Genomic DNA, 12,805 nt, shown 5'->3' on the forward strand with positions numbered 1-12,805 from the left:
AGTAGTGCGGTTATCAAGGGCAGTCTTGAGTTCATGACCTGTAACAATTCAAAATGTCTGCCTCCCGAACAGGTTGAATTTAGTATTCCTGCCAAACAGGGGGAAAGCAGTAAAATTAATAAAACGGCTGCAGTTACGGCCGAAGGTTCAAATCTGGGCGCTTCTGCAGCTAAGAAAACACCGGGCTTGTCAAAGGACTCATCCGGATTAAAGAATACACACAGTTCGGCAACAGTTAAAGCTGCTGATCAGATTAATCAGACTGTTAAAGTGAAATCGGCAGCAGAAAGTAGTACAAACCATGAAAGACAATCTCTGTGGAAAATATTTTTAGCCGGCATATTAGGTGGATTTGCAGCTTTGATCATGCCCTGTATTTTTCCCATGTTGCCGTTGACGGTCAGTTTCTTTATTAAGAAAAATGAATCAAAAGGGAGCGGGATAAGTAAGGCCTTAATTTACGGGCTTTCCATTATCGTCATTTATGTCCTACTGGGATTGTTGATCACCGTCATTTTCGGTGCCGATGCCTTGAATGATCTTTCAACAAACGGAATATTCAACCTGTTCTTTTTCTTGTTGCTGGTGGTATTTGCTGCTTCCTTCCTGGGCGCTTTTGAGATCATTTTACCAGCTTCGTGGGTTAATGCAGCCGATAAGCAAAGTGATAAAGGCGGTGTTTGGGGCCTATTTTTCATGGCGGCCACTCTGGCCCTGGTCTCTTTTTCATGTACCGGACCGATTATCGGGACTTTGTTGGTGGAGGCTGCTTCGATGGGGCATTATCTTGCTCCGGCCATAGGAATGTTCGGTTTTGCACTTGCCCTTGCTTTGCCTTTTACTCTTTTTGCAATGTTCCCTTCCTGGATGAAAGCACTGCCCAAGTCGGGCAATTGGTTTAATACGGTGAAAGTTGTGCTTGGCTTCCTGGAGTTGGCTTTGGCAATGAAATTTCTGTCAAATGTCGACCTCGCTTACAATTGGCACTGGTTTGACCGTGAAGTAAACCTTTCATTGTGGATCGTGATTTTTGGCATATTGGGCATTTATCTTTTGGGGAAACTGAAACTTCCGCATGAAAACAGCATTGATCATATCTCAGTGCCCCGTTTGTTTGTGGCTATTATTACATTGGCATTTACAATTTATATGATTCCCGGTTTGTGGGGCGCACCGCTCAAAGCTATCTCTGCTTTCCTTCCTCCCCAGCAAACACAGGACTTTGACTTATATACCCATCAATTAGGGACTGCCGGTCAGGTACAACACCCTTCAAGAAAATATGGCGATATTTTTCATGCTCCTTTCAATCTTGACGCTTTCTTTGATTATGAGGAAGGTATGGCCTATGCCCGGCAGGTGAAGAAACCTGTAATGATTGATTTTACAGGTCATGCCTGTGTAAACTGCCGTCAAATGGAAGCTGCCGTTTGGACCAATAAGGAAGTTTTTAAACGTCTTAATCAGGATTATGTGCTGATTCAGCTCTATGTTGACGACAAAACAGAATTGCCTGCCAATGAGCAAATTATTTCGACTTTTAGTGGTAAGAAAATAAAAACTATTGGAAACAAGTGGAGCGATTTTCAGGCTTCACGTTATCATTCCAATTCTCAGCCTGATTATGTCCTCCTCGATAATAAAGGAAAATTGCTGGTACCCACCCGGGGAGCTGATTATAATGCTGCTGGTTTTGTGAAATTCCTGGATAGTGGACTAAAGGCATATTCTGAAAGATAATTTTAAAAGAACAGGCTGTTTTTTTCAGGTATGGAAGCTGCTATAAGCGGTAAAAATTGGACGAACAATAATCTGTTGATTCGAATAAGAAAAAAAACGAGTAACTCGCAATGAAAAAACTATTGACGATTGCTGTATTTCTTATAGCAGCAACATTTTACCTGCAGGGACAAAATGGAATGTCGCTTTTAAGGGTATCAGCCAATAAAAAGTTCCTGGCTGACGAAAAAGGCCATCCTGTATTCTGGCTGGGTGATACGGGCTGGCTGTTGTTTTCAAAAACCACCCGCGAGGAAGCTTCAAATTATCTTGACGATCGCAGCAAAAAAGGATTTAACGTGATCCAGGTGATGGTCATTCATGACTTGAAAGATAATGTCGATGTTTATGGCGATTCTGCACTGATCAATTGCCAGTTGAACAAGCCGAGAATTACTCCGGGCAAAACTTTTGGGCATGGTAAAGAATATGATTATTGGGATAATATGGATTTTGTAATTGATTTGGCCGCGAAAAAAGGATTATATATGGCTTTGGTTCCTATTTGGGGCGCAAACGTGAAAAGCGGGCATGTTTCCCGTCAGCAAGCCCATGATTTTGCTGCCTTTCTTGCCAAACGTTATAAAGATAGAAAAAATATCATCTGGATCAACGGGGGAGATGTTAAAGGTTCAGATTCTACGGAAATATGGAATATTATTGGCAATACTCTTCGTGCAAATGATTCCAATCATTTGATCACATTTCATCCTTTTGGCAGGCACACTTCTTCGCTTTGGTTTCATAATCAGCCCTGGCTTGATTTTAATATGTTCCAGAGCGGGCATCGGGCTTATGCCCAGGATACCATGCCTGCAGAACAGCACTATGGGCCCGATAACTGGAAATATCCTGGCCATGATCTGGCATTAAGGCCACAGAAACCTACCCTTGACGGAGAACCTTCTTACGAACAGATTCCTTATGGACTGCATGATACGTTGCAACCCTACTGGAATGAGAATGATGTCAGGCGTTATGCTTACTGGGAGGTTTTTGCCGGTGGCTGTGGTTTTACGTACGGGCATAATTCGGTTATGCAGTTTTATAAACCAACTGATAAAGGTAAGGCTTATGGAGCCAAAAAATACTGGTTTCAGGCCATTAATGATCCCGGGGCAGGACAGATGCGCTACCTGAAAAAACTGATGCTGTCCCGTTCATACTTTGACCGTATCCCGGATCAGTCAATTATTTTCGGCGATCCCGGCTGGCATTATGATTATATTGCAGCTACCCGGGGACCTAAATACGTCTATGTTTATACATACAATGGGAGGCCATTTAAAGTAAACATGGGGAAAATTCCGGGTAAAACCGTGAAAGCCTCATGGTTTAATCCTCGAAATGGGGAAATCACCCAGATCGGCCCGGTACGGAATGAAGGAATTGTGGAGTTTAAAGCTCCCGGTGTTAAGAAAGAGGGAAACGACTGGGTGCTGATATTGGATCAGCTATAAAATATTACTTTGAACTAAGTATCTGATAGACAAGCATATATAAAAACAGTGAAGGCTTCAAAATAATGATACACATTATTTTGAAGCCTTCACTGTTTTTATGCAATAATTATAGTTATTTAAAACTATTTTCTGAGGTACTGGAATAAAACAAATACAAGTATTGTCCCTGCAACAGCAAATAAAAAGCTGATGATGTTAAATTTGAGTATTGTTCCAAATTCAAGGATCCATCCTATCAATCCGCCAATAATGGCTCCTGTAATTCCCATTATGATGGGCAGTGCTAGTCCTAATATTTGTATTCCTGAGAAAAGATGCCTTGTCACCAGACCTGCTATAATTCCTATTATAATCCAAGATAAAATTCCCATAATAATCTTTTTTATTTGTGGTTGAACCTATATTGGTTTACGAATTTTGATAGTGGTATAAATTTATAAAAAAATATGAAGTAATACTAAAGATAAAAACGAATTTCTGACTGTTCTACCCCTCAAATTGATATGTTATCTTTTAAGGAACTAAAATGTCATTTAGTCCTTTTTTAAATATTTGGCCAAGGGGAGTTTTAACTCCTTAATTCCTTCAACAGCAAGTGCTGCAACCATCATGGCTCCTTTTTCATTCAGGTGCGTACTGTCCTGAACACCATTGGGACGATTCGGATATTCACCGGGTTGGGTGAAAAGAAATATTTTTTTAGACTTTTCAGGACCAAGTCCTGTTACCAGCTTGCGCGTTTTAGCTTCCATATCGATAAGGGGAACGTGCATTTCTGCAGCAAGTTGGCGGGGTACCTTTACATAATCTCCATGAGTGTCTTTAAGCTGGCCTTTGGCATCGAAGTGACGCCGGACAATAGAGGTACAAAGAATGGGATAAGCCCCTTTCGCGCGGGTTTCATTTATATATTTGGCCAAAGTTGCGCGGAAGGTCGTTTTGGGATCGGTATATTTGGCCGTATCCTTTTTAGCATCATTATGCCCGAATTGAATGATGACATAGTCACCTTTTTTTAGAGTTGACAGAATATTGCTCCAGCGGCCTTCACCAATAAAACTTTTTGAACTTCGTCCATTTACGGCCCTGTTGTCAATGATAATCGCATCTGTAAAAAAACGGTTAAATACCTGTCCCCATCCGGTTTCGGGTTTTGCTTTTTCTTCCTTGTTAGCCATGGTTGAATCTCCAATCATGTATACTACAGGTTTTTTAGTCTGCATGACAAATCCGCAAATTATTGAAAATATTGCAACTGATAAACAGGATAATTTTTTTGTTGTTGACATTTCTACAAGTTTTAATCATTCGTCTAACAAATATGAACCAAATATTTGGATTTTGCTAATTTTGTAAAACTTATAGTTTTTTAAAAACATCATGAAAAATCACTTAAGTGTAAACTTTAAATCTGACAATTAAAAAATTAAGATGAACGAATTTAATCTTAAAGGGCAGGAGTATATAGAGCTGAACAAGCTTTTAAAATTATTGGGATGGGTTAAAACAGGCGGCGAAGCCAACATCCGTATAGAAAATGGGGAAATTTCGGTCAATGGAAATGTGGAAAGTAGAAAGCGGAATAAACTTAGAGTTGGCGATAAAGTTTCTTTTCAGGATAATTCTGTGGTAATTCGCTGATTTAATCCTGGTACATAATAAAGCATAAAAAAAGCCGTCTTAAAGACGGCTTTTTTTTAAGCATCGATATTTGCATATTTTGCATGTTTTTCAATGAATTCCTTTCTGGGAGGTACTTCATCGCCCATGAGCATGGAGAAAATACGATCAGCTTCAGCAGCACTATCGATAGTCACCTGACGGAGAGTACGTTTTTCAGGATTCATGGTGGTTTCCCACAGCTGTTCGGCACTCATTTCACCCAAACCTTTGTAACGTTGAACGGTTAATCCGGCTTCCTTACCCTGTCCGAGTTCCTGGATAATGGCTATACGTTCTTCTTCAGTCCAGCAATATCTCTCGTTTTTCCCTTTTTTGATCAGGTATAAAGGAGGTGTTGCAATGTAAACATGTCCGTTTTTGATCATATCTTCCATATAGCGGAAAAAGAAGGTCAGAATGAGCGTATCAATGTGGCTGCCGTCCACATCGGCATCGGTCATGATGATTACCTTATGATAACGGATTTTTTCCAGGTTGATGGCCTTGCTGTCTTCTTCAGTACCAATAGAAACGCCCAATGCGGTGAACATATTTTTTATTTCCTCACTTTCAAAAACCCGGTGAGGCATAGCTTTTTCCACGTTTAAAATTTTACCCCGTAAAGGAAGAATAGCCTGGAATTGTCTGTTTCGGCCCTGTTTGGCTGTTCCACCTGCAGAATCTCCCTCGACAAGGAATATCTCTGTATTTACGGGATCTTTATCGGAGCAGTCGGCCAGTTTTCCGGGTAATCCGGAGCCTGAAAGTACCGTTTTGCGCTGTACCATTTCTCTGGCTTTACGGGCGGCCTGCCTTGCAGTAGCAGCCAGGACAACTTTTTGTACAATGGAATGGGCATCCTTGGGATTTTCTTCGAGATAATCGGTCAGATATGCACTTACGGCCTGGTCTACAGCGCCCATCACTTCTGTGTTCCCAAGCCGGGTCTTAGTCTGGCCTTCGAACTGGGGCTCTTGTACCTTTACCGAAACCACTGCAGTTAATCCTTCACGGAAATCATCGCCATTGATTTCAATTTTCACTTTTGAAAGCAGGCCTGATTTTTCGGCGTAAGCCTTAAGGGTCCTTGTCAATCCCCGGCGGAAACCTGCCAGATGAGATCCCCCTTCAATTGTATTGATGTCATTGACATAAGAATGGACGTTTTCCGTGTATGAATTGTTGTATTGAAGGGCTACTTCAACGGGTATGCCTGCCTTTTCCGTATCAATATAAATTATCTTTTCAGTAAGCTTTTCACGGTTGGCATCCAGAAATTCCACAAATTCTTTTAAGCCTTCCTCCGAATAAAATACTTCGGAACGGTATTTTCCATCCTGAACAGTGGCATTGCCATTGACCGTTACATCATTGGTGACCGCACTGTTGTTCCCGTTCCCATTACCCTCTTCCTGTTCCCGTTTATCGGTAAGAGTCAGATGAATTCCCTTATTCAGATAGGCTAATTCCCTGAGTCGTGATTCAATAATTTCGAATTGGAAGTCGGTTGTAGTAAAAATTGAATTATCCGGCTTAAAGGTGATGATGGTTCCGTGGTCCTCCGTTTCTCCGGTTACTTTGACATCGTATAAGGGTTTTCCTTTTTCATATTCCTGTACGAATATTTTACCATCGAGGTGAATTTCGGCCTTAAGATGGGTTGAAAGTGCATTTACGCAGGAAACACCTACACCGTGTAATCCTCCTGAAACTTTGTATGAACCTTTATCGAATTTGCCACCTGCATGTAAAACGGTAAGTACCACCTCCAGAGCCGATTTTTGTTCTTTTTCGTGAAATCCGGTCGGTATTCCCCGACCATCATCCTGAACGGTAACCGACCCGTCTTCATTGATTGTTACTTCAATATTTTTGCAATAACCGCCTAAAGCTTCGTCAATGGAGTTGTCCACTACTTCATAAATCAGATGGTGGAGACCTTTGATACTGATATCGCCAATATACATGGCAGGGCGCTTACGCACTGCTTCCAAACCTTCAAGAACCTGAATACTGTCGGCCGAATAATCCGAAGTATTTTGTACCGTCTTGTCCTGTTCTAGTGCATTTTCGTCTTCTACCTTACTCATTCAAATAAATTTAAATTGAAATCAAATAATTGTCTGAAATTTAATGTTTTACTTTATTGTTTTTGATAATACCTTATCTTTTTGGAAATTTTTAATGTGACATGTTAATAAAAATTTTTATATAAAATCATAAAATTTTAAGTATAATCATTTAGTTATCGTTTTAAAACTCTTTTTATATTTTTTCGATCATTTATTAAGTGGCTGATTTCTAATTATTTCTTGATAAATGCTCATGTCAAAAGTAATTAAAATTATTAATTTTTAATAGAGAAATTCAATCTAAATTCTTATTTATTTATAAACAACTTTTTGAGGAGCTAAAAGCGGCTGATGTATCCAAAATGAATTTTTGCTGTCCTTATCTCGATGGGGTTGTTGAATTGTTTACCTAATCCGTAATTGACGGTAAATATACCGACTTTGGTCTCAAGGTTTATTCCTGTTCCAAATCCCAGGGGAGTATCATGGACAAAATCAGTTGTGGTTCTTTTCTCGTAATAAGCCCCATCGGCAAAAAAGAACAAACAGGAATTCATTCCAAATAAAAAACGGTATTCAAGGGTCATAATGGAATAAGAAGATGCCCGGATGGAGTTTTCGTCGAAGCCCCTTATGGTCTTAATCCCCCCCAGATAATATAAATCGTTATCGAACAGGGAAGAAGATGAAAGTAAAGCCGAATGGTTTTGAATTTTAATTACATTTTTGGGAAAAGTTGGAAAATAGAATTCTGCCAACCATGAAGCTTCTATTTGCTTTCCGGTCATTTGGATGCCGCTGTATAAAGCCTCCGGGATTTTTGAATTTTTGCTAATTTTCCTTGTCCCCATACTCGTTTCTACATGGACCGAGATCCCTTTTGAGGGATTGAATTTGTAATCCAGTTGAGAATAATTATAACCCAGTCCGTACAATGTCGTTTTGGTATCTGCAAAGGGGGGAAGACTGGTGAGTTGACTGGCATCATAATTGGAAAGCAAGGAAGAACTCTTAAAATTAATAAAAAACTGAAGCTGATTATTTCCCGAAGAAAGAAAATTTAGTCCCAACCGGGGATTTACGGTCAGATAATCCGAATCTTTTTTGTACAATTGAAAAGAGGCATCCAGCGCCAGGGGCAGAGAGAACAGACATGGATAAAGGGTCTGAACAGTTAGATCCTGAGATCCTCGGGTGGGCCGTTTCCACTGGATAGCTAGTGTTTCACCTTTTTTAAATGAATTTATCAATAAAAGGCTGGCCTCACCGGTAACCTGAATTTTTCCGTTACTGCCTTTAGAACTAAAGCCAAGCAACCCGTTAAACTGATTGGCATTTTTTCCGGTGAGGAAAAGATAAATGCTTGCTTTTTGTTTGTTGATGTATAGCTCATGGGGCTTTGTCTCTTTTAAAAAGCCCAGTTCTTTAATCCTGCTGCTGATTTCTGAAATTTTCTGTTGATTGTAATATTCTCCTTTTTTTAAATTAACATACCGCTGAATATATTGAAATGGCAGCTTCTGGTCACTTTTTACAATGACCGTGTCTATCTGGATCAACGTATTCTTTTCGACCTGCAACTGCCCGTTCAGGGTATTGTCCTGAAAGTGTACCTCCCTGAATTGAATACTTGCATAGGGATAACCGTTGTTCTCGAAATAGTTCACTATTTTATTCTGGTATTCTGTAAGTTTTGAAAAACTGACCAATTCATTTGGATTGAAATTTTTCCCTATGCCGGAATGCCTGATTTCTTTGTTCGTGATGCCTTTAAAGGATATTTTGCCCCATGTCCACTTTTTCCCCCGGTAAATATTTAAATATAATCCATAAGGCTTGCAATGGAAACTGTCTATACTTGCAGCTATATATCCTTTGTTGAACCATTCGGTTAAAACGTCCTCTAACTTTTTTTTTACTTTAAGGGAATCTGAACAAGTGAGAGAATCCAGTTTGACAGTGATATTCTGAATGTCGGTGGTATCATTTTCAGGCAGGGCAAATAAAGAGCCTTTCGCTTGGAGGCTGTAAGCTGTACCCCATAGTAAAAGGAAAACAAGCAGGGAAAAGTTTAGTCCGGGAAAGATGCCTCTTCCATTTGTCTCTATTGTTTTAACAATCATAAATTAAAACTGCAAAATGTATGAAAGTATAGATCGGCTCTAATTTGCCAAATACATACTTAAGGGTTCATCTTCTTCATCGAACCATTCGGCAAGTCCATAAAGTTTTTCCGAAACATTGACGGATTTGTATGCCTTCAACGTTTTGTCAATCCTGCACATTCTTGACAAATAGGTACTGATGATCAGTTTGGTTTTGGCTTTATTTTTTTCGTCCAGGTTAAATTCCTTTATTGCCAGGTTGAGAAAGAACAGGCTTGGACAAAGAGTCTTTTTCTGGGCAAGGGCCTTCAAAATAAATTTTGCCCATTCGTTATGCTGGTATTCACGTGGGGCAGAAATTTTTTCCACTACGGTTTCCCTACTATTCTTATTGTTTTCAAGCAGGTTGAAAATACCTTTGGGCATGGAATTTTCTTGGGTAATCATTTCAAGTTGATTCAGAATATTCCGTATCCCGTCACATTGGCGGATTAATTTAGCAAGTCTGTCTTCACAAAAGGTTTTTAAGTCTAAAAGTTGATTTTCATTAAAAACAATTTGAATCATAATAAATAGTTATGTATTATACAAATATATGAAAACAAATCAATGTTTATTAAAAATAAAAAAATGTTATATAAAAATTAATCTTCGTTATTCATAAAATTTTGATCTGCAATGGTTTTTAAAAATTGTTTAGAGAAATAAACATTATCTTTTTTGGCATATCTGATATCTGTAAAAATTTGAGCCAATGTTTCTTTATTATTTATTTCCAGCCATTTTTTTGTTTCAGGCAGGGCTTCTTTTTCAGCATAAATGGAATCAATATCTTTTTCTGAATAGTCGTGGTATATCTCCTGATGGACTATTCCTTTTAAGGGCAAACGGTCGGTCAGTTCCGGTTTTTCATCGGGAAAACCCAGAGTAAGTGTTGTAATGGGAACTACTCCTTTAGGTAATTTCAATATTTCTACTATTTTATCCGCCAGGTAAGTAGTAGTGCCCAGATAACAAATTCCCAAACCTTCCGATTCGGCAGCCAATGCGACATTCTGAGCTACCAGCAGGGCATCAATAGAAGCAGTGAAGAATGAAAGAAAATTATCGTAACACGGAACAGCTTTACGATAGGTACACCATTTATTAAATCTGTTGAAATCTGCACAGAAGGTAAGCACTACAGGGGCTTCTAAGACCATATCCTGTTTAAAATGGGCTTCCCATAGCTTTTCTTTCAGGGTTTTTTCTTTGGTGGCTATTATGCTGTAAGCCTGCATGTTGCCTGTATTGGAGGCTCTTGTTCCGGCTTCCAGTATGCGATTGAGCTGTTCTTCAGGGATAGCAGTATTTTTATATTTTCTGATGGAACGGTGATTAAAGATGATATCTTTCATAAAGAATGTTTTTTACAAAATTAAAAAAGATCCCCGATTTGCCCAACAAATATACAATTTCAAATCGTAAAACACTGATTATTCCGTTTGTGCATCATATATCACAAGAAAAGCAAGTTTCATAACTCAAATTTGCACGTTTATTGATTATATTTTTCTTTTTATGGAATATTTGAAACTATCTAAAAAGGATAGGGTATAACCAACCATTAATATATTATCGGAATCCTTGATTCTTCTTTTGGAAATTGTTTTTTTTACTTAATTTTACGTCATATTTAAAAATAAATCTTATGAAAAAAATTGCATTAGCCTTATGTACATTAGTACTTTCTCTTATGTTATTAAGTTCTTGTCATAGTGCACAGAAATGTCCGGCTTATAGTAAAATAGATACTCAGCAGGTTAGTCGCTCATAAAATTTTAAGGACCTATAAACATTGTTTAAAACTTACATAAAAAAACCATTTATTCCAATAATGATGAAGAAGATATTCGTAACATGTTTTATCTTCCAGATGTTTATTCTTTTTGCTTATTCGCAGGGAGAAATTGATACCCAAAAGAAAGTTTTTTACCGGAATGAGAAGTCTGTTGGTTTATTGTTAAATTCTAACGGATGGGGAATGAATTACAGGTTTGGTAAGCGAATCAATGCTTTCAAGAAATATTTGTATGAAGTTGATTTTGTTGGTTTTAAACATCCCAAAGAAATAAAGTTATCCAATGCATATAATCCCACGGGAAAAAATTATGTTTTTGGAAAGAAAAATTGTTGTCTTGATCTGAGGTTGGGATATGGCCTTCAGAATGAAATTTTCAGCAAAGCCGACAAAGGAGGGATTGCAGTGCGGTATTTTTATACCGGCGGGCTTTCTGTTGCGATGTTAAAACCTATATATTATGAGGTTTTTTACGCCAATTCCTATTCGGTTTCCGATGAAAAATTCAGTTCTTCCATTACCTCCCCCAGTGATATCCTGGGGAGGTCTTCCTTTTTTAAAGGAGCAAGTGAGACTCAATTTATTCCGGGGATTTTTATGAAATTTGGTTTTAATTTCGAATACAGCCAGGAGGACAGAATTCTTCATGCCCTGGAAGCTGGTTGTATTGCAGAATCTTTTGTAAAAGAACTTCCTATCATGGCTACGGCCAAAAACAATCAGTTTTATTTTATGTTATTTGTTAGTTACCGCTTTGGGAAAGTCGTAGATCCCACGGAACGCAAAAAGATTTTTACAAAAGATAATGAATGGTAGGAGGTTACCCTTAAAAAATAACTGAAGGAATATTTTTTTTGAAGTTTTGATTATTAATCCTTATTTTTGCAGGCTGAGTTTAATAAATAGTAAAACAATTTATTTATTATGGGAAAAATTAAAATAGGAATTAACGGATTTGGAAGAATCGGTAGACTGGTTTTTCGTGCCGCATGTTATAACCACAGTGATATTGAAGTGGTTGGAATTAACGACTTGATCAGTGTTGAATACATGGCTTATATGTTGAAATATGACACTGCTCATGGCCAATTTCAGGGCTCTATTGACGTAAAAGATGGTAAATTAGTTGTTAATGGTCATGCCATCAGAGTTACAGCTGAAAAAGATCCTGCAAATCTGAAATGGGACGAAGTTGGTGCAGAATATGTTGTTGAATCAACTGGTTTGTTCCTTACAAAAGAAAAAGCTGAAGCTCATATTAAAGCCGGTGCTAAAAGAGTTGTTATGTCAGCTCCTTCTAAGGATGATACCCCAATGTTTGTAATGGGGGTTAACAACAAAACCTATACAAAGGACATGACCATTGTGTCAAATGCTTCCTGTACAACCAACTGTTTGGCTCCTATCACCAAAGTATTGAATGACAACTTTGGTATGGTTGAAGGTTTGATGACAACTGTTCACTCAACCACAGCTACTCAGAAAACTGTTGATGGTCCTTCCATGAAAGACTGGAGAGGTGGCCGTTCTGCAAGTGCCAATATCATTCCTTCTTCAACTGGAGCTGCTAAGGCTGTTACCAAAGTTATTCCTGAATTAAAAGGAAAACTTACCGGTATGTCTTTCCGTGTTCCAACTATTGATGTTTCTGTTGTTGATCTTACCTGCCGTCTGGAAAAACCAACTTCTTATGAAGACATCAAAACGGCTATGAAGAAAGCTTCTGAAGGTGAATTGAATGGTATTCTGGGTTATACTGAAGACGATGTCGTTTCCAGCGATTTCCTGGGTGATTCTCACACTTCCATTTTTGATGCTAAAGCAGGTATTGCTTTGAATGATAATTTTGTTAAGATTATTTCCTGGTATGATAACGAATGGGGA

11 protein-coding genes are annotated in these 12,805 nt (G+C 38.5%); 5 read left to right on the forward strand and 6 right to left on the reverse strand.

Annotation, left to right across the window (positions count from 1 at the left end):
• Positions 1–33: 33 nt before the first annotated feature.
• Together Q8907_06405 and Q8907_06410 are read left to right on the forward strand one after the other, a co-directional pair.
• Complete coding sequence (locus tag Q8907_06405; protein ID MDP4273893.1) at positions 34–1,740, forward strand: cytochrome c biogenesis protein CcdA; 1,707 nt, start codon at positions 34–36, stop codon at positions 1,738–1,740.
• A 110-nt stretch (positions 1,741–1,850) separates the two neighbouring features.
• Complete coding sequence (locus Q8907_06410; protein ID MDP4273894.1) at positions 1,851–3,239, forward strand: glycoside hydrolase family 140 protein; 1,389 nt, start codon at positions 1,851–1,853, stop codon at positions 3,237–3,239.
• A 125-nt stretch (positions 3,240–3,364) separates the two neighbouring features.
• On the opposite strand, the gene Q8907_06415 is transcribed toward Q8907_06410, so the two are convergent.
• Both Q8907_06415 and Q8907_06420 read right to left on the reverse strand, forming a co-directional pair.
• Positions 3,365–3,613, reverse strand: coding sequence for a GlsB/YeaQ/YmgE family stress response membrane protein (locus tag Q8907_06415; protein MDP4273895.1), 249 nt, complete (start codon positions 3,611–3,613; stop codon positions 3,365–3,367).
• Between the two features lie 162 nt (positions 3,614–3,775).
• Positions 3,776–4,531, reverse strand: coding sequence for a rhamnogalacturonan acetylesterase (locus tag Q8907_06420; GenBank protein ID MDP4273896.1), 756 nt, complete (start codon positions 4,529–4,531; stop codon positions 3,776–3,778).
• Positions 4,532–4,673: 142 nt separating this feature from the next.
• On the opposite strand from Q8907_06420, the gene Q8907_06425 reads away from it, so the two are divergent.
• Complete coding sequence (locus Q8907_06425) at positions 4,674–4,883, forward strand: RNA-binding S4 domain-containing protein (protein MDP4273897.1); 210 nt, start codon at positions 4,674–4,676, stop codon at positions 4,881–4,883.
• Between the two features lie 56 nt (positions 4,884–4,939).
• Here the strand turns inward: Q8907_06425 and gyrB are convergent, their stop codons facing one another.
• The 4 genes from gyrB to Q8907_06445 all read right to left on the reverse strand — a co-directional run bounded on the left by gyrB (position 4,940) and on the right by Q8907_06445 (position 10,478).
• Entirely contained in the window at positions 4,940–6,994 is a 2,055-nt protein-coding gene (gene gyrB, locus Q8907_06430) for a DNA topoisomerase (ATP-hydrolyzing) subunit B (GenBank protein ID MDP4273898.1), read from the reverse strand.
• 320 nt (positions 6,995–7,314) lie between these two features.
• On the reverse strand, positions 7,315–9,099 hold the full coding sequence (locus Q8907_06435) for a BamA/TamA family outer membrane protein (GenBank protein ID MDP4273899.1): 1,785 nt from the start codon (positions 9,097–9,099) through the stop codon (positions 7,315–7,317).
• Positions 9,100–9,138: 39 nt separating this feature from the next.
• Positions 9,139–9,648, reverse strand: a complete 510-nt coding sequence (locus Q8907_06440) for a hypothetical protein (GenBank protein MDP4273900.1) — start codon at positions 9,646–9,648, stop codon at positions 9,139–9,141.
• Between the two features lie 77 nt (positions 9,649–9,725).
• A complete protein-coding gene (locus Q8907_06445) occupies positions 9,726–10,478 on the reverse strand; it encodes a nitroreductase family protein (GenBank protein ID MDP4273901.1) in 753 nt (250 codons plus the stop codon).
• 479 nt (positions 10,479–10,957) lie between these two features.
• Here Q8907_06445 and Q8907_06450 point away from each other — a divergent pair, with 479 nt between their 5' ends.
• Both Q8907_06450 and gap read left to right on the forward strand, forming a co-directional pair.
• Entirely contained in the window at positions 10,958–11,737 is a 780-nt protein-coding gene (locus Q8907_06450; protein ID MDP4273902.1) for a hypothetical protein, read from the forward strand.
• 108 nt (positions 11,738–11,845) lie between these two features.
• Positions 11,846–12,805, forward strand: a 960-nt coding sequence (gene gap, locus Q8907_06455) for a type I glyceraldehyde-3-phosphate dehydrogenase (GenBank protein ID MDP4273903.1), incomplete at its 3' end; no start/stop codon positions are given.

It is taken from the genome of Bacteroidota bacterium (assembly GCA_030706565.1).
Classification (GTDB): Bacteria; Bacteroidota; Bacteroidia; order Bacteroidales; family JAUZOH01; genus JAUZOH01.

What these genes read in the sequence shown, in the direction of transcription:
- Q8907_06440 (MDP4273900.1), bottom strand. Translation starts at nt 9,648, where the DNA reads ATGATTCAAATTGTTTTTAATGAAAATCAACTTTTAGACTTAAAAACC.
- Q8907_06450 (MDP4273902.1), top strand. Translation starts at nt 10,958, where the DNA reads ATGATGAAGAAGATATTCGTAACATGTTTTATCTTCCAGATGTTTATT.
- Q8907_06415 (MDP4273895.1), bottom strand. Translation starts at nt 3,613, where the DNA reads ATGGGAATTTTATCTTGGATTATAATAGGAATTATAGCAGGTCTGGTG.
- Q8907_06445 (MDP4273901.1), bottom strand. Translation starts at nt 10,478, where the DNA reads ATGAAAGATATCATCTTTAATCACCGTTCCATCAGAAAATATAAAAAT.
- Q8907_06420 (MDP4273896.1), bottom strand. Translation starts at nt 4,531, where the DNA reads ATGTCAACAACAAAAAAATTATCCTGTTTATCAGTTGCAATATTTTCA.
- Q8907_06425 (MDP4273897.1), top strand. Translation starts at nt 4,674, where the DNA reads ATGAACGAATTTAATCTTAAAGGGCAGGAGTATATAGAGCTGAACAAG.
- Q8907_06405 (MDP4273893.1), top strand. Translation starts at nt 34, where the DNA reads ATGACCTGTAACAATTCAAAATGTCTGCCTCCCGAACAGGTTGAATTT.
- gyrB (MDP4273898.1), bottom strand. Translation starts at nt 6,994, where the DNA reads ATGAGTAAGGTAGAAGACGAAAATGCACTAGAACAGGACAAGACGGTA.
- Q8907_06435 (MDP4273899.1), bottom strand. Translation starts at nt 9,099, where the DNA reads ATGATTGTTAAAACAATAGAGACAAATGGAAGAGGCATCTTTCCCGGA.
- Q8907_06410 (MDP4273894.1), top strand. Translation starts at nt 1,851, where the DNA reads ATGAAAAAACTATTGACGATTGCTGTATTTCTTATAGCAGCAACATTT.